Below are 20,189 nucleotides of genomic sequence, written 5' to 3'. Positions count from 1 at the left end.
CGAGAGTCCCGATCCATGAAAATCACCCTGCCGCTTCTGACCGTCGCCTTCCTGGGCCTTGCGGCCTGCTCCGCCCCTTCCCCCGCGGAGAAGGTGGTGAACGTCTACACGGCCCGGCATTACGACAGCGACCTGGCGCTCTATGAACAGTTCACCCGGGAAACCGGCGTCAAGGTCAACAGGATCGAGGGAAAGGCCGATGAGCTTATCGCGCGCATGAGGGCGGAGGGCGCCAACAGCCCCGCTGATGTCCTCATCGCCGCCGATGCCGGCGCGCTCTGGCGCGCACAGCAGGCGGGCCTCTTCCAGCCGGTGAAGTCGGCCGCGCTGGAGTCCCGGGTTCCGGCCAGTTTCCGGGATCCGGATGGCGCCTGGTATGGTTTCTCGCGGCGAGCCCGGGTGGTCGCCTATGACGCCGCAAAGGTGAAGCCCGAAGACGTCGACGACTACGCAGAGCTGGCCAGCCCGAGATTCCGGGGCAAGCTCTGCGTCCGCTCGTCCGACAGCATCTACAATCTCTCGCTGGTCGGCGCCCTGATTGAGGCCTGGGGCCCGCAGAGGGCCGAGGCCTGGGCTCGCGGCGTGGTCGCCAACATGGCCCGCCCACCCGAGGGCGGAGACCGAGACCAGATCCGCGCCGTCGCCGCAGGGGTCTGCGAGGTCGCGATCACCAACAGCTATTACTACCTTCGCATGGCGACCGGAGAGGACGCAGCGGACCGGCCCGTCACCGAGAAGGTCAAGCTGGCCTTCCCCAGCCTGGACGGCAAGGGAACCCATATGAACATCGCCGGGCTGGGGATGGCGCAGCACGCGCCGAACCGCGAAAACGCCCTTCGCCTCATGGAGTTTCTGACCTCGGCGGCGGCCCAGACCCACATCGCCGCCAACAACTCGGAGTTCCCGGTCTCGCCGGACCTTGAGGCGCCTGAGTCCGTCAAGGCCTATGCGGGTTTTGCAGCCCACCCCATGGGCGCCGCCGCCTTTGCCCGCCGCCAGCCCGAGGCCCAGGCGGTGATGAGTGCGGCGGGCTGGCGCTGACGCCCCTCCCACCTATCCGGGGCCCGGGGCCTCCCGTCCTAGGCATACTGGCCGCCGGCGCTGCGGCGGTGGTGTTCGCGCCGCTCCTGGGGGTGGTGTCGGCGGCCATGGGGGACGGAGCGGCCAGCTTTCCTCTGCGCGATGTCCTGCGCTATGCGACAACATCGGCCTTCCTCGCCCTGTCTGTCGGCGTGATCACGGGTATCACCGGGACACTCGCCGCCTGGCTGGTGGTGATGCACCGGTTTCCGGGGCGGGCCTTGTTCACCTGGGCCCTGGCGCTTCCTCTGGCCATGCCCGCCTTCGCCGTCGCCTATGGATACGCCGACCTCCTGGACGTCGCCGGCCCGCTCCGCGGCGCCCTGCGGGACATGACCGGACACGACCTTCCGTTCGAGATCCGCAGCCTGGGCGGCGCCATCTTCGTGCTGTCAGCAGCCTTCTACCCGTACGTCTTCCTCGCCATGCGCGCCGCCTTTCTGAACCTTCCTGGAGCAACCCTGGACGCAGCGAGGATGCTCGGATCCCGGGGAGCCGCGGCCTTTTTCAGGGTCGCCCTGCCCCTGACGCGTCCAGCCCTGGGCGCAGGCATGGCTCTGGCCGTCATGGAGACCCTCGCGGACTATGGCGCCGTGCATTTCCTCAGCGTCCAGACCCTCACCACCGGCGTCGTCCGCGCCTGGTCCGTCTTTGGGTCGACGGCCAGCGCCGCGCGCTTCGCCCTGCCGCTTCTGGCGGCGGCGGCCGTGCTGCTCTGGATTGAGCGGGCGGGACGCCGGGGACGGACCCACGAGACCGGCAAGACCCGCTGGCGTGGCCCGGAGGCGACGCCCCTCGGTCGGACGGCGGGCGTGGCTGCGGCCGCCTTTTGTCTTCTCCTGCTGTGCTCCGGTCTTCTGGTCCCGGCGGGTTGGCTCCTCGCCAACCTCCCGGGCCAGATCCCGGACTGGGGTCGGCTTGCGACCGCCGCTCGAAACAGCTTCGGCCTGGCCGCAGCCGGTGCGCTGTTCACGGTGATGCTGGCCACCCTGCTGGCGCTGGGCGCCGAGCGCCGTCCCCTCGCAGTCCGGCTGGCCAGCCTCGGCTACGCCACCCCAGGCGCGGTAATGGCGATCGGCCTCCTGGCGCCAGCGGGTGTGATCTGGAGTCTGTTCCCCGGTTCAGGCGCAGCGCTAGCCCTGACCCTGCTGATCCTGGCCTATGCGGCGCGCCTCATGGCGGCGGCCCTGGAGCCCATCGACGCCGGGCTCGCCCGGGTCAGCCCGTCATTGAGCCAGGCGGCGCGGACTCTGGGACGGAGTGAAATCGCCAGCGCGCTTGCGGTCCGGCTTCCCCTCGCCGCCGGTTCACTGCTGACGGCGGGGCTGATCGTGATGGTGGACATCCTCAAGGAACTCCCGGCGACCCTGATCCTGCGTCCCTTCAACTTCGACACCCTGGCCGTGATCGCCAGTAACTACGCCCTGGACGAAAGGCTCGGCCAGGCTGGCCTTCCGTCCCTGATGATCCTTGTCCTGTCCCTTCCCGCAGTGATCTGGCTGACCGGCAGGATCTCGTCGCCAGTCGGTCGGGAGACAGGTCCATGACTCCGCTGCTCGAGCTGCGCCAGGTCTCCCGGCGGTTCGGCGCCCGTACGGTGGTCGACGCCGCCAGCCTGAAGCTGTTTCCAGGCCGGATCGCCTGCCTGCTGGGCCCCTCCGGCTGCGGCAAGAGCACGCTCCTGCGCATGATCGCCGGGCTGGAGTCCCCGGACCTCGGGGAAATCCACATCGGGGACCGGGTCGTCGCCTCGCCGGCCGGCGCCCTGCCGCCCGAGGACCGGGGGATCGGCCTGGTCTTTCAGGACAATGCTCTCTTTCCGCACCTCGACGTCCAGGCGAACGTCGGCTTCGGCCTGACCGGCCTGTCGCGCGCCGAACGGACACAGAAAGTACTCCGCCTACTGGACCAGTTCCAGATCCGGCGGCTGGCGTCGGAGTGGCCGCACAGTCTCTCCGGCGGCGAACAGCAGAGGGTGGCCATCGCCAGGGCCCTGGCGCGAACGCCGTCCCTGCTCCTGCTGGACGAGCCCTTCTCGGGCCTGGATGGCGTTCTCAGGGAGTCCGTTCGGGGTGCGCTCCTGGAGGACCTCAGGCGCCTGGGGACAACCGTTCTGGTGGTCACCCACGATCCGGAGGAAGCCATGGCCATCGCCGATGACCTGATCCTCATGTCGGAGGGACGAATCCTGCAGGCTGGCCCTCCTGAAGATGTCTACCGGCGGCCAGTCAGCCTCATCGCCGCCCGGCTCCTGGGAGAATTGGTCGTAGTCCCGGGGGAGGTGGCGTCAGGGCGGATCGAGACCCCGCTGGGAAACCTAAGCGCCCCAGGTTTGGCGGACGGACCCGCCCAGCTCGGCCTGCGCCCAGAGGCCCTGGTCCCCGCAGAAGGCGGCGTCCCCGCCACGGTCCTGGGCCGGCGATTCCAGGGGGATGGCCACCGGCTGACCTTGGACCTGGGCGGAGTCCGGGTCCCATTGACATGGCGAATGGACCCGCCTGAGCCGGGTGCGACCGTTTGCGTAGGCTTCCGGCCCGGCGACGCCGTCCTGTTCAATCAGGACGGCGAGCGCACCGTCAGCGGGCGTCTTCCCTCAGGTTGATGAAGGGCGCTCCGGCCGCTCCGGTCACCTGAGGCAGCTTGCCGTCCCACTTCTCGACCGCCTTGAGGTCGACATAGCGCGGGTTCGCGGCCAGGGCCTGGTTGATGATCCGGATGGACTCCGCCTCACCGCGCGCAGCGGCGATCCGCGCCTCAGCCTGGGCCTGGGCCTTGGCGACCTGGGAACGGGCCGTCAGGGTTTCCTGGTCGGTCCGGGTCTTCGCCTGGATGGCCTGCAGGATGACGTCGGGATACCGGATCGTGCCGATCCAGTCGAGCTGGCTGACCACCACGCCGAACCGGGACCACTTGTTGGAGACCCGGGCGAGGGCGCGCTGGATAACCACCTGCCGTCCGCCGGAGTAGAGAGCCTCGACATTGACCTTTTCCGCCTCGGCGGCGATGGCCGAACGCACGTCATTGCGGATCGGCCCATCAAGCAGCTGGTCGAAGGTCAGGCGATAGGTCTCATAAAGCTTCGGCGCCGAGCTGCGGGTGACCTGCAGGGTGATGGCCACGTCAGCGGTCATGGGCAGGCCGGTGTTGTCGGCGAAGGCGATCTCCTCATTCTGGGGACCGCGCTCGTCGGGCTCACGGGTATAGCTGTACGTCCGCTGGATCACCGGAAACTCGACGATCCGTTCGCCAAGGCCACGGAAATGCCACCCGGATGGCAGGGGTTGGGGATCGACGCCCGCACTCGGCCCAAGGGTCCGGATTTTCACCCCGACATTCCCGGGCTCCACGGTCTTGCCCGCGGCGATGACGACGACCAGCACAAGGGCCAGGGCTGCAAGGACGCCGGAGAGCCGGCGGATCAAAAGAACGTTAGGAATTTTCGTACCCCATCAGCTTCCCCCGGGGACGTACATGTGGGTCGCAGGCGGCCACGTCAAGTTACGCCGCCCCGAGGATCGCCATCGAAGCGGCCATTAGGTAGGTTCAGGGGCCGCTGGCCGTGCTTTTCGGCAGGCGCCGGCCCTGCTACCAAGACCTTGACCCCACACTCTTGGGGTCCGTCACCTGAACCCTCCGCCATGAGCCGACTTCGCCTGATCGCCGTCGCCGGGGGGCTCGTCATCGCCTGCGAGGAGCCGGCGCTGGCCCAGTCGCCGACGCGCGGTGGGGACCCCAAGGACTCTTTCAGGGTCAACGGCTCGATCCGGGTCCGTTACGAAGCCCTCGACGGCCAGTTTCGACCGGGACTGGCGCCGCGGGACGATCTGTGGAGCCTGAGGTCCACCCTCTTCGCCGAGTGGAACCCGGGCCCCTTCAGGATCGCCGGGGAAGTCTACGACAGCCGCGTCTACGGCGCCGGTCCGGGCGGCGTGCTCACGACAGGCGAGGTCAACACCCTGGAGCCGGTGCAACTCTACCTGGCCGCCGACATCGAAAAGCCCTTTGGCGATCGCAGCAAGCTGACGCTCCAGGCCGGCCGGTTCACCCTCAACCTCGGATCCCGCCGGCTGGTCGCCGCAGACGACTACCGGAACACGACAAATGGCTATTCCGGCGTGCGCGTGGATCTGCGCCTCGCTGACCGCACCGCCGCCACCGTCTTCTACACCCTGCCCCAGCAGCGGCGGCCCGAGGCCCGGGGCGACCTGGAGGACAACCGGTTCCAGCTGGATCGGCAGGACGGGTCTCAGCAGCTCTTCGGCGGGTATCTGAGCCGCCCCCTTCCCGGCGGCGGGGGCTTGGCGGAGGTGGGCTATGTCGCGTTCCGTGAAAGCGACCGCAGCGACCGCCCCACCCGCGACCGGGACCTTCAATCACTGTCGGCCCGCCTGATGACAGATCCCAGACCCGGTCGCCTCGACTACGAGGCTGAGCTGATCCGCCAGACGGGCGCCGTCAGTGCGGGACTGCAGGCCAACGCGCCGAGGCTGGACGTAGAGGCCTGGTTCCTGCACGCCGACGCCGGCTACACGTTCTCCCACCCCTGGCGGCCCAGACTGTCCGCGGAGTACGACCGGGCGACCGGCGACAGCCCCGGCGGCCGGTATTCCCGTTTCGACACCCTCTACGGGATGCGGCGCGCGGACCTCGCGCCCGCCGGCATTTACGCCGCCCTGGGCAGGACCAACCTGGAGACCCTGGGCCTCCGGCTTGAGGCGACCCCCTCGAGGCGGCTCGACGTCTTTGCGAGCGCCCGGGCGCTCTGGGCCGCCAGCGCCACCGACAGCTTCTCGACGACGGGAGTCCGTGACCCTTCCGGCGCCTCGGGACGGTTCGCGGGTTACCAGGTGGAGGGTCGGATCCGTTACTGGATCGCGCCCGACTCCCTCCGGGCGGAGCTGAACGCAGCCGTCCTGCACAAGGGTGGCCTTCTGGATGGAGCGCCGAACGCCAATCCTTCGGGCGACACCCACTATGTCTCCCTGGCCCTCACGGCCAGTTTCTGACGCAGGGGATCAGGCGCCGGTCTCCATCGGCAGGTCCGGGTCGCGGGTCCATTCCGACATGGAGCCGTCGTAGACTGCGACGGAGGGGCGCCCGAGCCTGACCAGCGCCAGGGCATCCATGGTCGCCGAGATGCCGCCGCCGCAATAGACGATGACGCGGGGGCTCTCCAGCGCCCCGACGGCGCCAAAAAGGACGCGCAGGTCCTCATCGCTGCGATACAGGCCGTCCGCATCCAGCAGGGCGGCGTAGGGCACGTTCCGGCTGCCCTTGATGTGTCCCTTGCGGCCATAGCTGACATCCGCCTCGCCGGTATGGACCCCGGCGGGCAGGGCGTTGAGAGTGCAGATTCCGCCGTCGCCGATGGCGGCCAGGACGTCGTCGCGGTCGGCCCACGCATCCGGCCTTTCCGTGACCCGGACGCGAGCGGGAGGATAGGTCCTCCACCCGGACTCGACCGGGCGGCCCTCCGCCGACCAGCGGGCGAACCCGCCGTCAAGGACCGCGACGTCGGGAAAGCAGGCAGCCCGCAGGATCCACCAGAGCCGGGTAGCCCACATCGGGGTCGAGGTGCTGTAGCAGACGATCCTCAGGGCCGGGTCCAGCCCGGCTGCGCCGAGGGCCGCCGCCAGGGCCCCGCCCTTCAGCCGCGTGAAGCCGAGGGCGGCGGAGGCGTCGGACAGGTCCCGCGCCAGGTCGACGAAGGCTGCGCCCGGGATGTGTCCCGCCTCGTAGTCCGCCCGCCCGCTCTCCACCCGGTAGGGGCCCGGCTGGGCGGGCCGCAGGTGCACCGTGGCGTCGAAGATCCGTACTCCGGGATCGTCCAGGTGGTCAGCCAGCCACGCCGTCGATACCAGACCCCGTCCGTCCCAATCCGCCATGGTCATCCTCCCTGTCCATTCGCATCGAACCCTCCCGCCCCAGTGCGGGAAGATCAAGCCCGCCGAGGATTCCGGTTCCCGAAGGGCGCAGGTCGGGCGTATGCAGTCAGGACGGGGCGCGGGAGGGTCGGCATGTCGGTGGTCACGGAAGTCCTCCAGCAGCTGCAGGGCCTTATCGGCCTCGTCCTCATCACCCTGGGAGCCTGGGCCCTGTCGGAGAACCGCGGAGCCCGCCCCCGCACGCGGTGGATTCTCGGCGCCCTGGTGCTTCAGGTCCTGATCGCCGCGGTGGTGGTCAGGGTGCCTGTGGTCTGGTCGGTGATCGGTCTGGCGAACCACGCCGTGGCCGCCATCGAGAAGGCCACCCTGGTCGGCTCCAGCTACATGTTCGGATACACGGGCGGGGCCCCGGCCCCCTTCCAGCTTCAGGAAGGCGCCTCCACGCCCGTCATCATCGCGTTCCAGATCCTGCCGCTCATCATCGTCTACTCGGCGCTGGCCGCCCTTCTCTGGCACTGGGGCGTCCTCTCCTGGATCGTTCGCGGCCTGTCGTGGGCGCTGCGAAGGACGCTGGGCGTCAGCGGGGTGGTGGGCCTGAGCGGAGGGGCCAACCTGTTCCTCGGGGTCGTGGAGTCGCCGCTGGTGGTTCGCGCCTACTTCGAGAGGATGAGCCGTTCCGAACTCTTCGCCGTCATGACCCTGGCGATGTCGACCATCTCCGGCGCCATCCTGATCCTGTACGCCCAGACCCTGTCTCGGACCGTTCCGGACGCAGTCGGCCACATGATCTCGGCCTCCCTGATCTCCCTGCCCGCCGCCGTGCTGGTCGCCCGCCTCATGGTTCCGGGAGAGGGGCGGACCGAGACTTCGGAGGAAGAGCCGGGGCTGCGCTATGAAGGCGGAATCGACGCCATCGTGCGGGGCACCCTGGACGGGATACAGCTGTTCCTGGCGGTGATCGGCATGATCATCGTGATCTTCGCGCTGGTTTCGCTGGTGGACCAGGCCCTGGCCCTGGCGCCCGCCGTCCAGGGTGAGGCCCTGACCCTGCGCCGGATCTTCGGCTGGCTGTTCGCACCCCTGATGTGGACGCTCGGCGTACCCTGGGACCAGGCGCCCCAGGCTGGCGCCCTGATGGGGACAAAGACCATCCTGAACGAATATGTCGCCTATCTGGACCTCGCGGCCCTGCCGGCCGGAACCCTCGACCCGCGAAGCCAGCTGATCGTCACCTACGCCCTGTGCGGAGTTGCGAACCTCGCCAGCGTCGGCCTGCTGGTGTCCACGATCGGCGCCCTGGCGCCTTCCCGGCGCGCGGAGGCGGCGGCCCTCGGGATCAAGTCCTGGATCGCCGGCAACATGGCCTCGGCGATGACGGGAGCGGTGATCGGTCTCGTCTCCGGGGTTTTCTGAGCCGCATGTTCGACGCCCGCCTCCGCCCGCTCATCGATCCCGCGCTGAACCGGATGGGCGCGGCCCTTGCGCGCCGCGGGGTCAGCGCCAACCAGGTCTCGGCGGCCGGCGCCGCCTGCGGGGCGCTGGCGGGCCTTGCGATCGGGCTCGGACATCCGCTTGCGGGGCTCGCCCTGATCCTCGCCAGCCGCCTCCTTGACGGGCTTGACGGCGCCGTCGCACGCCATCGCGGGACGACGGACCTCGGAGGTTACCTCGACATCGTCTGCGACTACGTCTTCTATCTCGCCATTCCTCTGGGCTTCGGCTTCGCCGCGCCGGCCAACCTGCCTTTCGCCCTCTTGCTGACGGCCTCCTTCACCCTGACGGCGGTGAGCTTCCTGGCCTATGCGACGCTGGCGGCCAAGCGGGGCCTGGAAACACAGGCCCACGGGCTGAAGAGCTTCTTCTACAGCACCGGTCTGGCCGAAGGTGCTGAGACCCTCCTCGCCTTCGTCCTGATGTGTCTGTGGCCCGCAGGATTCCCGATCATCGCCTCGGTGTTCGCCGCCCTGTGTATTCTCACCGTGATCCAGCGTAGCGTGATCGCCGCGCGTGTGTTTCGATAAGCGGGCGAGACCCAGCCGGCGGCCCTGGCCGGTGCGAGAAGGAGGCTCCGATGAGACTTAAGCTGGCCCAGGCGTCGATGGCCCTGTCGCTGTTGCTGCCCTTCTACTTCATGGTCGCCGCCCTCGGGGTGAAGTTCGACCTCTGGTCCTGGCGCGTCGGCCTTCTGACCCTGATCCTGCAGGTCGGACTGCCCCTGTTCGGCCTGAGCCTTATCCTCGGCCTGGTCGCCCTGGTGGCCAGCCTCGTCCGCACGCCGCGCACCGGCTGGAAGATGGCCCTGGTGGGCCTTCTCATCCCTCTGCTCGGACTGGGTTATGCGGGAGCCCTGCGGCAAGGCTCGGGGGATGTGCCCCCGATCCATGACGTGACCACCGATATCGCTGACCCTCCGGCCTTTTCAGCAGCCGTGATGGCGGCCCGCGCGGCGGTGGACGCCAACCCGGTCAACTCGATGAGCGCGCCGATGGGAAGCCTGGAGGCCTACAAAGGGCCCCAGTTCTCGTCGATCTCCGCCAAGACGCTGGGCGAGGTGGGGCGCGGGGCCTATCCGGACCTTCGTCCGCTGAGCCTTCCGGCGGAGCCCTCCAAAGTCGCCGCCGCGGCTGTCGAGGAGGCGAAGGCTCAGGGCTGGACCCTTGTCACCACCGATCCGGCCGCCGGCGTGATTGAAGCGACGGCCGAGACCTTCTGGTTCGGCTTCGAGGATGACGTGGCGATCCGGGTGCGTCCCTCGCCGACGGGCGGATCCATCGTGGACGTCCGCTCCACCTCCCGAGTGGGACTGAGCGATCTTGGCGCCAACGCCAAGCGCATCGAGGCCTTCCTCGCGGGTCTCAAGGCGCGGATGGCCGCCGACTGAAGCGCTCCAGGCGTGCGCCGAAGGCCCGTGCGTCTGGTCCTGGCGGGAGCGGGCCACGCCCATCTGTCTGTCCTGCAGAAGGCCAGCCTCCTGCGGGCGGCCGGGGTGGAGCCGGTGCTCGCGGCGCCCGGCCTGTTTTCGTATTCCGGGATGGCGACAGGCGTTCTCTCCGGCGCCCTGGAGCCGCAGAGAATGAGGGTCGATGTCGCCGCCCTGGCCGCCCGGGCCGGGGTGACCCATTTCGCTGCCGAGGTGACCGGCGCAGACCGATCGAACCGGCGGCTGCATCTCTCCGACGGCCGCATGCTGGCCTACGACGCCCTGTCCCTCAATATCGGAAGCCGGACCCTCGACCCCCACGGTCTCGCGGATCTCGACGCGGTCTGGCCGGTCAAGCCTCTGGCGCGCCTGCTTGACCTTCGCGACAGGGTACAGGCGCATCTTCGGATGCAGGGTCAGAGTCCAGGAGTGGTCGTGGCGGGCGGCGGACCTACCGGTTTCGAGGTCGCCGCCGCCCTTGCCGGGCTGATTGAACGGAGCGGTGCGCGCCCGTTCGTTCATCTGATCTGCCGGTCGACCCCGACCTGGGCGCCCCCGCGCGCGCTCGAGAGGACCCTCGAAAAGCTGCGCCGGCGCGGCGCGGAGATCCTCATGGGCGAAGTCGTCGCCCGGGGGCCCGGGCATTGCCGCCTGGCGGACGGCCGGACCCTGTCCTGCGACGCCCTTGTCCTCGCCACAGGGCTGGAGGGGCCCCAGGAGATCCGCGACCTCGGCCTTCCGGTGTCGCAAGAGGGTCGGCTTGAGATCGCGCCGACCCTTCAGTCGATCGCGGATCCGACCATCTTCGGGGCTGGCGACTGCGCCGTGATCCGCGAGGCGCCAAGGCCGCCGGCCGGGGTGTTCGGGGTCCGCGCCGCACCGGTGCTGTTAGACAACCTGCTATCCCTGGGCGATGGCCGCGCCCCACGGCGCTATGCGCCTCAGAAGACCTGGCTCTCCATCCTGGACCTCGGAGACGGGACGGGTCTGGCCTTCCGCGGCGGGGCCTGGAGCCTGGGTCGAGGCGCCCTGGCTCTCAAGCGCAGGATAGACCACGGCTTTGTCGACCGCCTGAGGCGGGCCTCAGGCGAAGTGCTTCAGGATTGAGACCAGCCGCCGGGTGCGGTCGGAGAACAGGGCGGGCGTGTAGAACTGGCCCGCCAGGCGCTTGTTGATTTCGCCGCGGGTCGGATAGGGGGCGATCATTCCCGTGAGCTGGCTCAGCTTGAGACCCGTCGTGAGGGCCAGGGACCAGAGGTGGATGTGATCGCCTGCGTGGCGGCCCACAAGGGTCACCCCAAGGACCTTGCCGCGGCTCGTGGTGACCAGCTTGCCGAAGCCGCGGACATCGCCTTCCGCCTGGGCCCGATCGTTCTCAGCGAACTCGAAGACCTGGATACGGACGTCGGCCCCGTGGCGCCGGCGCGCATCTTCCTCGCCAAGGCCGATCGCCGCGACCTCGGGGTCGCAATAGGTCACGCGCGGCACCTGCAGGGCGTCGGCGTTGACCGGCAGGGCGAAGAGGGCCCGCCGGACGACGAGCGAAGCATGGGCGCCGGCGAGGTGGGTGAACTGGCCCCGACCAGCAGCGTCGCCGATAGCGAAGACCCGGCGGTTGGTGGTGAGGAGGGAGCGGTCGGTGCGCACACCCTGCCGGTCATGGGCGATCCCGGCCACGTCGAGGTTCAGCCCCTCCAGGGAGGGGGTCCGGCCCACGGCGACGAGGAGGTGCGAACCGGAGACCCGGACCTCTTGGTCCCCTGACCTTGTGACCAGGACGGGGCCCGGCTCGACCCGGAGCACGGTGTGCCCCTCTAGGAGCTCGACCCCGTCGGCGAGCAGCTGGCGACGCACGACCGCCGCAGCTTCGGGGTCCTCGCGGCCAAGGATGTCCCCGGCCTCGACCACCACGACCTCCGAGCCCAGCCGGCGGAAGGCCTGGCCCAGCTCAACGCCGATGGGACCGCCGCCCAGGACGATCAGGCGCTCCGGCAGGGCCTTGAGCTCGAAGACGGTCTCGTTGGTCAGGTAGGGCGTGGCGTCCAGGCCCGGGATGGGGGGAACGGAGGCGCGGGAGCCGGTGGCGATGACGAACTTCCGGGCGGCGACCCGGATACTGTCGCTGGCGACGGTCCGGCGGTCCACGAAGCGCGCGGCCTCGCGCACCACCTGCACGCCCAGGCCCTCGAACCGCTCCTGGCTGTCCACCGGGGCGATGGTGCGGATGGTCTCGTGGACGTGGGCTATGACCCGGGCGAAGTCGACCTCGACCGGACCGGCGGTGACGCCGAGGGCGGCGCCGGTGCGCGCTGCGTGGGCGGCGGAGGCGGCGGCGATCAGGGCCTTGGACGGGACGCAGCCATAGTTGAGGCAGTCGCCCCCCATCTCGCCCTTCTCGAAGAGGACGACCTTCAGGCCCAGCTGGGCGGCGCCTGCGGCCACGGAGAGCCCGCCGGAACCGGCGCCGATGATGGCGATGTCCGCCTGGATCGTCTGGGTCACAGGGGCTTTCCCGAGCGGGCCCGGAGGCGCTGGAAGACGGTGGCGCCGAGGGTCAGGAGACCGAGGGCCAGGAGGGGCAGGAAGACCTTGGGCGAGAAGATCACCCCAAGGTCAGGGGTCCCGCCACGCGAGAGGATCTCGCCGATCCCGGCGCCGATCCCGCTGTAGATGAAGGTCGCCGGCATGATGCCCAGGAAGGTCGCCAGGGCGTAGGCGCGCAGGGGAGCGTGGGCCAGGGCGGCGGCCACGTTGACCAGCCAGAAGGGCGCGAGGGGGATGAGGCGCAGAGTCAGGATGTAGCCGAAGGCGCCCTCCTGGACGCCGTCGATCACCGCCTTCAGCCGCCCGCCCGAGGCCTCGGCGCGCTCCCTGAGGGCCGCCCCGAAGGAGGTCTTCACCGCATAGAAGACGAGGATGGAGCCGAGGGTGGCGCCCACCACGGTGGCCGCGCCGCCCATCCAGGTCCCGAACAGGAATCCGCCGGCCAGGGTCAGGATCGTCCCGCCGGGCAGGCTGACGGCGGTGGCCAGGGCGTAGACCGCGATGAAGGCGAGGAGCGCCAGCGGCAACTGCCGGGCGACGAAGGCCCGAAGTCCGGCCTCATGCGCCTGGAGGGCGTCCAGGTTGAGGTACTGGCCGGCGCCACTGGCGAAGATGGCGACCGCTCCCGCCAGCAGCAGGAGCAGGGGCAGGAAGCGTTTGGGGCGAGCCATCCGGTCTCCGATGCGGCTTGGACGCTCCGTCTTACCGGCGACGACGGAAACGATCCATGGCCTTGTGCCGCCGGGGGGTATGCGGCGCCCCGGGGACGTCAATTCTGCTGGGTCTGGGCCGGCCTCTGGTCCATCATGCCGGTCGGGGGAATGCTTCGGAGAGTCCTGTCCATGCCGTCTGAGACCGCTACCCTTTCCGGCCGCACGGGGGCCGCCGTCGAACGCCTGACCCTGCGCCGGCCGGACGACTGGCATGTGCACCTGCGCGACCACGCCATGCTGGCCTCGGTGGTCAATTATACGGCCCGACAGTTCGCCCGGGCGATCGTGATGCCGAACCTCAAGCCGCCCGTGACCACGGTCGCAGCCGGTCGAGCCTACCGAGAGCGCATACTGGCGGCGGTGGAGCCCGGCCTCGACTTCACCCCCCTGATGACCTGCTACCTGACCGACGGGATGGACCCGGGCGAGGTGGAGCGGGGCTTCGCCGAGGGCGTCTTCACAGCCTGCAAGCTCTATCCGGCGCACGCCACCACCAACTCCGCAGCGGGCGTCACAGACGTGCGCCACATCCATCGGGTGCTGGAAGCGATGCAGAGGATCGGCATGCCGCTGCTGATCCATGGCGAGGTCACCGACCACGAGGTCGATATCTTCGACCGGGAAGCGGTGTTCATAGAACGGGTCCTCAAGGGCCTGATCGCCGACTTCCCGGCCCTGAAGGTGGTGTTCGAGCACATCACGACGGCGGACGCCGTCGCCTTCGTCGAGGCCTCGGGACCGAACATCGCGGCGACCATCACCCCGCACCACCTGGCCATCAATCGCAACGCCATGTTCGAGGGTGGCATCCGGCCCCACTTCTACTGCCTGCCCATCGCCAAGCGCGAGCCGCACCGGCTCGCCCTGCGCAGGGCGGCGACGTCCGGGTCGACCAAGTTCTTCCTGGGCACCGACTCCGCCCCGCACCCGGTCGGCGACAAGGAATCCTCCTGCGGCTGCGCGGGCATCTTCAACGCGCCCTTCGCGTTGGAGAGCTATGCGACCGTGTTCGAGGACGAAGGCGCCCTGGATCGCCTGGAGGCCTTCGCTTCCGAGAACGGTCCACGGTTCTATGGCCTGCCCCTGAACACGGGTTCGGTGATCCTGGAGCGGCGGCCCGCGCCCGTTCCGGAGATGCTGCACCTGGCGTCGGCGGAAGTGGTGCCCTTCCATGCCGGGGAGGATCTGCGCTGGAGCCTCGTCGGCGGGGCCTGAGCGGCCCCGTTCCGGGCGCCCTCCCGTCACGAAACCGCCGCAGCCGGGCTTCCCCAGGTCCCACAGGGGCGCTCCACCCGGACGCGAGGCCCTAGGCCGCCAGGCGGGCCGCCCAAAGGGGCTTGAGTCGCTCCAGCCCCAGCAGTACGGCGAGCGCCAGGACGAGGACCGCGGCCGCCTCACCGCCGTCAAGGCGGGCGAAGCCGAACAGTCCCGCGACCGGGGGCAGGAACTGCGTCGCCGCCAGGATAGGCGCCACCACCGCCAGGACGACGCCGAGAGCCAGGTTAGGCCCCCGCATGGCCGCTGCTACCGAGGCGCTGAACCGGCGATTGACCAGGATGAGCGCCAGGATGCCGAGAACCAGGGACAGGAAGGCGGCGGCGCGCAGTTGCCCCTCACCGGCGCCCTGGCTCCAGAGCCAGAGGGTCAGCCCCCCCGTCACCCCCAGGACAACACCGCCCTGGACCACCGACCACACCACCAGGGCCGGCGAGAACAGAGTTGCCTTGGGCGGGCGCGGTTTGCGCTTCATGGCGTCGCCCTCCTCGGACTCGGCCTCGAAGGCCAGGGCGCAAACCGGGTCGATGATCATCTCAAGAAAAGCGATGTGAAACGGACCCAGCAGGATGGGCATGCCCGTCAGCAGGGGCAGGAGGGCGAGACCGGCGATCGGGATATGGGCGGCGACGATGAAGCCCATGGCCTTGCGCAGGTTGTCGTAGATCCGCCGTCCCATCCGGATCGCTCGGACCATGGAGCCGAAGTCGTCGTCGAGCAGAACGAGGGATGAGGCCTCCCGGGCCACGTCCGCGCCGCGGCCACCCATGGCGACGCCGATATGTGCGGCCTTCAGGGAGGGGGCGTCGTTCACCCCGTCACCGGTCATGGCCACGACCTCGCCGGCGGTTTTGAGGGCCTCCACAAGCCGCAGTTTCTGCTCGGGCATGATACGGGCGCACACGCCGACGGTGCGAATCCGCTGTTTCAGCCCGGCGTCGTCCAGAGCCGCCATGTCCTCGCCGGTGAGCAGGTCCTCTGAATCGATGCCCGCCTGGCGGGCGATGGCCATTGCGGTCTGGGGATAGTCGCCGGTGATCATGATGACCCGGATGCCGGCCTCCCGGCACTGGCGGACGGCCTCCGGAACCGACGCCCGGAGGGGATCGGCCAGGCCCACCAGGCCGCGGAAGACGAAGGGAAAGTCCCTCTGGGAGTCTGGTAGCGCCCCTGCGGGCCACCGAGCCTCTGCCACGCCGAGCACCCTAAGACCCTCTCCGGCCAGAGCGTCCACAGCGGCCTTGAGTCCGGCCCTCTCCGCCGACGACAGGCCGCACAGCCCGGCGATGGCCTCCGGTGCGCCCTTGGCGGCGACAAGGCGGTCGCCCGCCGCCGGATCATTGTCCCAGACCTGGGTCATGGCCAGGAGGAGGGGGTCGAGTAGATAGTGCCGGACCAGCGAGCGACCGCCGTTGTGGCGCGCCTGCGGGCCGGCCAACTGATGGAAGGCGACCTCCATCGGATCCACCGGCTCGGGCGCGCTGGCCAGGACGCCCAGTTCAGCAAGTTCCCGGAAGCCGGCCGCCAGGGGGAAGTCCCCGCCCTCCCCGCGCCGCGCCAGGCGTCCGTCGGCGAGGCGCAGGGCCTCGATCCGCATGCGGTTCTCGGTCAGGGTACCCGTCTTGTCGGTGCACAGGGTGGTCGCCGCCCCCAGGGTCTCGATGGCCGCCGCCCGGCGGGTCAGCACCCTCGCCCGGGACATGCGCATGGCGCCCATGGCCAGGAAGATCGTCAGAACGAGGGGAAACTCCTCGGGCAGCATGGACATGCCCAGGGCGATCCCGGCCAGGGCCGCCTCGAGCCAGCCGCCCCGCAGGAGACCGTAGAGCAGGGTCGCCAGAAGGCTGGCGGCGAGGCCTGCGGCGGCGAAACCAAGGACTAGGCGCCGCGTCTGGAGCTGGAGCCGGGGCGCCTCGGTCTCGAGGGTGGAGAGCACCCGCCCGATCCGGCCAATCTCGCTGGACGGACCCGTGGCGGTGACGACGCAGAGGCCAGTGCCGCGCACCACCAGGGCGCCGGCATAGACGAAGGGCAGGCCGTCGCCCCCGGGCCGGGCCTGCGCTCCGGGGCCGGAGGGACCACAGGCAACCTTACCCACAGGGACGGATTCGCCGGTCAGGAGGGACTCGTCCAGCTGAAGCCCCTGGCCCTCCGCCACCCAGCCGTCGGCGGGCACCCGGTCGCCCTCGTTCAGGACCACTAGGTCGCCCCGGACCACCTCTCGCCCGGCGATGCGCCGGCGCACCCCGCCCCGGATGACCAGGGCCCGGGGGCTGGTGAGGTCGCGCAGGGCCTCCAGAGCCCGCTCGGTGCGCGTCTCCTGGACGACGGTGATGACGACCGAGAGTCCGGCGAAGGCGACCAGGACAAGGGCTTCCTTGAGGTCCCCCAGCGCCATGTAGACCCCGCCGGCCCCGAGCAGGAGGGCCAACATGGGCTCGCGCAGGACGTCGGCCAGGATGCGGGGAAGGGTCCGCCGGCCGTCCCTCGGAAGCGCGTTAAAGCCCTCCTTGCGAAGGCGCTCGGTCGCTTCGGAGTCCGTGAGGCCGGCGGGGGTTAGCGGGGCGTCCTGGCCTGGTGGGGCGATACTCACGGGGATGGGCGGGCTCTGGCGGAGGGAGGGTGGAGATTGACCCTGATGGAGGCTGTGGTCCTTGATCTATGTCGCGCGGGGGCGTGTGGTCGGGCTTGTACCCGCTCTACTCCGCGCCGGTCAGGAAGCGGCGGGGATTGTCCACGAACAGCATGCGGATGTCGGCCTCGGTGGCGCCCATGGCCCTGAGGTCGGGGATCACGTGGCGGTGCATGTAGAGGTACTGGTCAGGGTTGGACTTGGTGAAGGCGTGGGCGTCGGGCATGGAGCCGTCGGGCAGCTCGTTGTGGACATGCAGGCAGATGCAGTCGTGGGAGGGGCAGAGCCGGTGTCCCCAGCCGGCGTCCATCAGCCGCTTCAGGGTCACCGTGCGCATGTGCGGGCTGACATGCCGGCCCGGATAACGGTCGAGGCCCAGATAGCAGCCCTGGTCGAGGATCCAGGTCAGGTATTCGGTGTCGGTGGTGTCGTTGGAGTGGTCGATCTTCACCCGGGTGAGGTCGACGCCCTCCTCCCTGAAGATGGCGATCTGGCGCCGGGCGACCTGGCCGGTCGGGAAGGAGTGCACCATGATCGGCGCCCCGGTCTCCCGGTGGGCGCGGGCCACGGCCCGGGCCATGGTCTCCAGGGGCGGGGTGACCCCCTCGAAGTCCGCCGCGCACTTCAGCATGCCGGCCTTGACCCCCGTGCCGCGGAAGCCCTCCTCGATGTCGCGGACGAACTCCCGGGCCATCTGGTTGGGCCCGACGCCGGTGAGGAAGCGGGGCACGTCCAGCCACCAGCCGGTGACGTTGATGATGTTGACCCCCGAACCCTTCGAGGCCGCAACCAGCAGCTCGGCGTTACGTCCGAGGTCGAAGGTGGTGGCGTCCAGGATGGTGTCGATCCCCGCGGCCTTGGCCTCCGACAGGGCGGCGATGGCGCGGGCCTCCCGCTCCTGGCCGAGGAGGTCGGGATAGGCGTCGTAGAGGCCGCTGGCGGCGACCATGACGTGCTCGTGCATGAGGGTGAAGCCGAGCTGGTCGCCGGAGATCGGCCCGAGCACAGAGTTCACAAGGCCTGATGTCCCCATTTCCGTTCCTCCCCCGGCCGCCAGCGTGTCGGCCGGGCAGTCGTTTCCCCGGGAGGAGGTTAGCCTCCGCACGCAGAGGCGGACACCCTACAACCGCCCCCGATGCTGGGACAGTCGGGAACCGACCCCGGTGGCTGCGACTTGGCGGGTGGACGCCCCGGAACCGAGCGGAACCTGGAGGTTCTTGGAGGCTAACGACCCGACGGCGGCCGGGCCGCTCAGGCGGCTTCGGCGGCCCTGAAGGCCGGTCGCGCCTCCAGCCGGTCGGCGTAGGCGCCGAGGTTCGAAAGATTGCCGAAGTCCGCGCCGAGACGCCTGGACATGATGACGGCGTGCCCGGTGATGGTGTCAGCCACGGTGAAGTCGCCAGCAATGTACTCGCGACCATCCATATGGGCCTCGGCGGCCTCAAGGGTGCGATTCAGCACTTTCAGGGCCCGCGCCGCCATTTCCGGGTTGCGGCGCTCAGGGGGGAGCAGGATCGTCTCGACCACGTAGTTGTTGATCGGCGGCATGATCATGCCCTCGGCGTAGTGCAGCCACTGGAGGTAGAGGGCGAAGTCCGGACGGTCGGGCCCGCGGATCAGGTGCGGGGCGTACTTGGCGCCGAGGTATTGGGCGATGGCGGTGCTCTCCGAGATCGTCGTGTCGCCATCCACCAGGGTCGGAACCCGGCCGTTCGGATTGATGCGGGTGTATTCCGGGCTCCGCATCTCCCTCTGCCCGAGGGTAAAGCGCTCCAGCTCATAGGGCAGGCCGATCTCCTCGAGGAGCCAGACCGTGCGCACGGCGCGGGAGCTCGGAGCGAAATAGACCTTCATTGAATCCCCCCTTGTCTGCAGGACGCAACCTCACTTTGGAGAAGGTATCGTACAATGTAAAGCCTTCGCAGCCTCCAAGCTCGCCTGGCGCGCCAGGGCATGCAGGGTCAAGGCGTTGGCATGGGTCGTGATCGCTTTCCGGCGCGGTCTGATGGCGGCGGCCCTGCAGGTCCATGTCGGACGCTGATCGATCCTGCGGCGGATCAGCCGTCACCCGCACGCTTGGCTGTGACATCGCTAAGGCCCTTGAGCACGGTTCTGCGCTGCGCAGCGGTCAGACTCTGGCCCTGAGCGCGCAACACCTTCAGGGTGGCGATATGCACATCGATCGCGTCCCAGTCGCATGTATTGTGAGCCCGGCTTCGGGAGACCAGGTCGCACACCGCACGGGCACACTCCTCCAGCCCGGAGCCCGGGAGCCCCCCGCCCGCGTCTATGATCTTTGACGCTTGATCGTAAAGAACTTCCAGGCTGAGCCCGGCGCGATCCGGATTGCCGGGCCCGAACAGGCGATCGATCTCGGCAAGCTGCTCGTCAATGATAGAGACACTGGCGTCCTTCAGGCCCTCAAGTGCTGCGTTCGCCCGCTTGACCGCCTCACCGACGGCGATTCCGCCCTTGCCGCGCGTAAGCTGAGCCAGCTTGTTAGGCACTCGAATGAAAGTGACACCGCTCACAGGACCACCTTTGCTGGCTTCATCAGCGCATCGATCTCCGCCTGGCTGAGATTTGGCTGACTGGCTTCCCCTACCTCACCCTTGAGGTCTCCGCTACGACGACCTTCGGTGCCGACAGGGGGTCCGAGCCTCCTGAATCGGCGATCTGGACCCATGTAAGCGTCTGACTGAACAAACTGTCGATCCTCATGGCTGAGCCAGAAGAGGCGCTGAAGCAGCACCCGGGGCACCAGGGGCTTTGCGATCGTGAAGTTGGCCCCGAGGTCGCGGCCCAGGGTCACATCGGATTGCGGCGTATGCCCTGTGATGATCACGATCGGCACGTAGCGGGCTGACTCTGGCGCCTCCCGACGTATCCACTCCGTCAACTGATAGCCGTTCTCTCCCGGCATCTGGCCATCCGTCAGAACGATATCAATCCCGCCTCGCAGGATCGCATGACGGGCGGCGGCGGCGCCGTCCACCTTGGTCATGTTGCGGACGCCGAAACCCAGGACAACCTGAGCCATGATATCGAGCGCATGGGGATTGTCGTCGACCAGCAGGAAATGGATGCCCTCAAGCTTGAGCTTGTCCCCATCCAGCATACGCCTCAAGCTGGCCATCTCT

Annotated in this window: 18 protein-coding genes; 9 read left to right on the top strand and 9 right to left on the bottom strand. The window is 69.2% G+C overall.

Going from position 1 to position 20,189, the window contains the following annotated elements:
* Window positions 1-15 precede the first annotated feature (15 nt).
* The 3 genes from IM632_RS01080 to IM632_RS01070 all read left to right on the top strand — a co-directional run bounded on the left by IM632_RS01080 (window position 16) and on the right by IM632_RS01070 (window position 3,682).
* Entirely contained in the window at window positions 16-1,041 is a 1,026-nt protein-coding gene (locus tag IM632_RS01080; protein WP_296479572.1) for an extracellular solute-binding protein, read from the top strand.
* Between the two features lie 71 nt (window positions 1,042-1,112).
* Window positions 1,113-2,627 carry an iron ABC transporter permease gene (locus IM632_RS01075; RefSeq protein ID WP_296479571.1) on the top strand — a complete coding sequence of 505 codons (1,515 nt, stop codon included), beginning with the start codon at window positions 1,113-1,115 and terminating at the stop codon, window positions 2,625-2,627.
* Window positions 2,624-3,682: an ABC transporter ATP-binding protein gene (locus tag IM632_RS01070; RefSeq protein ID WP_296479570.1), complete on the top strand. Its 1,059-nt coding sequence runs from the start codon at window positions 2,624-2,626 to the stop codon at window positions 3,680-3,682. Before IM632_RS01075 ends, IM632_RS01070 begins: the two co-directional genes overlap by 4 nt.
* Here the strand turns inward: IM632_RS01070 and IM632_RS01065 are convergent.
* Complete coding sequence (locus IM632_RS01065; protein ID WP_296479569.1) at window positions 3,657-4,502, bottom strand: SPFH domain-containing protein; 846 nt, start codon at window positions 4,500-4,502, stop codon at window positions 3,657-3,659. The genes IM632_RS01070 and IM632_RS01065 overlap by 26 nt on opposite strands.
* A 216-nt stretch (window positions 4,503-4,718) precedes the next feature.
* Between IM632_RS01065 and IM632_RS01060 the strand changes: the two genes are divergently transcribed.
* On the top strand, window positions 4,719-6,086 hold the full coding sequence (locus IM632_RS01060) for an alginate export family protein (RefSeq protein WP_296479568.1): 1,368 nt from the start codon (window positions 4,719-4,721) through the stop codon (window positions 6,084-6,086).
* Between the two features lie 9 nt (window positions 6,087-6,095).
* Here IM632_RS01060 and IM632_RS01055 read toward each other — a convergent pair whose 3' ends face one another.
* Window positions 6,096-6,971 carry a rhodanese-like domain-containing protein gene (locus IM632_RS01055; protein ID WP_296484353.1) on the bottom strand — a complete coding sequence of 292 codons (876 nt, stop codon included), beginning with the start codon at window positions 6,969-6,971 and terminating at the stop codon, window positions 6,096-6,098.
* 126 nt (window positions 6,972-7,097) lie between these two features.
* Here IM632_RS01055 and IM632_RS01050 point away from each other — a divergent pair, with 126 nt between their 5' ends.
* The 4 genes from IM632_RS01050 to IM632_RS01035 are packed head-to-tail and all read left to right on the top strand — an operon-like array spanning window position 7,098 to window position 10,992.
* Window positions 7,098-8,378: a nucleoside transporter C-terminal domain-containing protein gene (locus IM632_RS01050; protein ID WP_296484356.1), complete on the top strand. Its 1,281-nt coding sequence runs from the start codon at window positions 7,098-7,100 to the stop codon at window positions 8,376-8,378.
* Between the two features lie 5 nt (window positions 8,379-8,383).
* Window positions 8,384-8,986 (top strand): CDP-alcohol phosphatidyltransferase family protein, encoded by a 603-nt coding sequence (locus tag IM632_RS01045; RefSeq protein WP_296484358.1) that lies wholly within the window; start codon window positions 8,384-8,386, stop codon window positions 8,984-8,986.
* A gap of 50 nt (window positions 8,987-9,036) precedes the next feature.
* Window positions 9,037-9,846, top strand: coding sequence for a DUF1499 domain-containing protein (locus IM632_RS01040; protein WP_296484364.1), 810 nt, complete (start codon window positions 9,037-9,039; stop codon window positions 9,844-9,846).
* Window positions 9,847-9,858: 12 nt separating this feature from the next.
* Entirely contained in the window at window positions 9,859-10,992 is a 1,134-nt protein-coding gene (locus tag IM632_RS01035) for an FAD-dependent oxidoreductase (protein WP_296484367.1), read from the top strand.
* Here the strand turns inward: IM632_RS01035 and IM632_RS01030 are convergent.
* Together IM632_RS01030 and IM632_RS01025 are read right to left on the bottom strand one after the other, a co-directional pair.
* Complete coding sequence (locus IM632_RS01030) at window positions 10,969-12,387, bottom strand: FAD-dependent oxidoreductase (protein WP_296498204.1); 1,419 nt, start codon at window positions 12,385-12,387, stop codon at window positions 10,969-10,971. The two genes, IM632_RS01035 and IM632_RS01030, sit on opposite strands and share 24 nt — an antisense overlap.
* On the bottom strand, window positions 12,384-13,100 hold the full coding sequence (locus tag IM632_RS01025; RefSeq protein ID WP_296484371.1) for a TVP38/TMEM64 family protein: 717 nt from the start codon (window positions 13,098-13,100) through the stop codon (window positions 12,384-12,386). The genes IM632_RS01030 and IM632_RS01025 overlap by 4 nt, the downstream gene beginning before the upstream one ends.
* A 171-nt stretch (window positions 13,101-13,271) precedes the next feature.
* On the opposite strand from IM632_RS01025, the gene pyrC reads away from it, so the two are divergent.
* Window positions 13,272-14,357 (top strand): dihydroorotase, encoded by a 1,086-nt coding sequence (gene pyrC, locus IM632_RS01020; RefSeq protein ID WP_296484372.1) that lies wholly within the window; start codon window positions 13,272-13,274, stop codon window positions 14,355-14,357.
* 91 nt (window positions 14,358-14,448) lie between these two features.
* Here pyrC and IM632_RS01015 read toward each other — a convergent pair whose 3' ends face one another.
* From IM632_RS01015 to IM632_RS00995, 5 genes are all read right to left on the bottom strand, one after another.
* Complete coding sequence (locus tag IM632_RS01015) at window positions 14,449-17,010, bottom strand: cation-translocating P-type ATPase (protein ID WP_296498201.1); 2,562 nt, start codon at window positions 17,008-17,010, stop codon at window positions 14,449-14,451.
* 106 nt (window positions 17,011-17,116) lie between these two features.
* Window positions 17,117-18,082: a hypothetical protein gene (locus tag IM632_RS01010; RefSeq protein WP_296479439.1), complete on the bottom strand. Its 966-nt coding sequence runs from the start codon at window positions 18,080-18,082 to the stop codon at window positions 17,117-17,119.
* Window positions 18,083-18,300: 218 nt separating this feature from the next.
* On the bottom strand, window positions 18,301-18,903 hold the full coding sequence (locus IM632_RS01005) for a glutathione S-transferase family protein (protein WP_296479437.1): 603 nt from the start codon (window positions 18,901-18,903) through the stop codon (window positions 18,301-18,303).
* Window positions 18,904-19,106: 203 nt separating this feature from the next.
* Complete coding sequence (locus IM632_RS01000; RefSeq protein ID WP_296498199.1) at window positions 19,107-19,580, bottom strand: chemotaxis protein CheE; 474 nt, start codon at window positions 19,578-19,580, stop codon at window positions 19,107-19,109.
* Window positions 19,577-20,185: a response regulator gene (locus IM632_RS00995; protein WP_296498198.1), complete on the bottom strand. Its 609-nt coding sequence runs from the start codon at window positions 20,183-20,185 to the stop codon at window positions 19,577-19,579. The genes IM632_RS01000 and IM632_RS00995 overlap by 4 nt, the downstream gene beginning before the upstream one ends.
* Between the last annotated feature and the right edge of the window lie 4 nt (window positions 20,186-20,189).

This window comes from Phenylobacterium sp. (genome assembly GCF_020402505.1).
Taxonomy (GTDB): domain Bacteria; phylum Pseudomonadota; class Alphaproteobacteria; order Caulobacterales; family Caulobacteraceae; genus Phenylobacterium.
Note: the sequence above shows the minus strand (reverse complement) of the source record. Positions and strands in the feature narration are given on the sequence as shown.

Coding starts and splice junctions, on each gene's coding strand:
- IM632_RS01055 (WP_296484353.1), bottom strand. CDS start 6,971: ATGACCATGGCGGATTGGGACGGACGGGGTCTGGTATCGACGGCGTGG.
- IM632_RS01070 (WP_296479570.1), top strand. CDS start 2,624: ATGACTCCGCTGCTCGAGCTGCGCCAGGTCTCCCGGCGGTTCGGCGCC.
- IM632_RS01010 (WP_296479439.1), bottom strand. CDS start 18,082: ATGGGGACATCAGGCCTTGTGAACTCTGTGCTCGGGCCGATCTCCGGC.
- IM632_RS01040 (WP_296484364.1), top strand. CDS start 9,037: ATGAGACTTAAGCTGGCCCAGGCGTCGATGGCCCTGTCGCTGTTGCTG.
- IM632_RS01060 (WP_296479568.1), top strand. CDS start 4,719: ATGAGCCGACTTCGCCTGATCGCCGTCGCCGGGGGGCTCGTCATCGCC.
- IM632_RS01050 (WP_296484356.1), top strand. CDS start 7,098: ATGTCGGTGGTCACGGAAGTCCTCCAGCAGCTGCAGGGCCTTATCGGC.
- IM632_RS00995 (WP_296498198.1), bottom strand. CDS start 20,185: ATGGCCAGCTTGAGGCGTATGCTGGATGGGGACAAGCTCAAGCTTGAG.
- IM632_RS01080 (WP_296479572.1), top strand. CDS start 16: ATGAAAATCACCCTGCCGCTTCTGACCGTCGCCTTCCTGGGCCTTGCG.
- IM632_RS01005 (WP_296479437.1), bottom strand. CDS start 18,903: ATGAAGGTCTATTTCGCTCCGAGCTCCCGCGCCGTGCGCACGGTCTGG.
- pyrC (WP_296484372.1), top strand. CDS start 13,272: ATGCCGTCTGAGACCGCTACCCTTTCCGGCCGCACGGGGGCCGCCGTC.
- IM632_RS01025 (WP_296484371.1), bottom strand. CDS start 13,100: ATGGCTCGCCCCAAACGCTTCCTGCCCCTGCTCCTGCTGCTGGCGGGA.
- IM632_RS01045 (WP_296484358.1), top strand. CDS start 8,384: ATGTTCGACGCCCGCCTCCGCCCGCTCATCGATCCCGCGCTGAACCGG.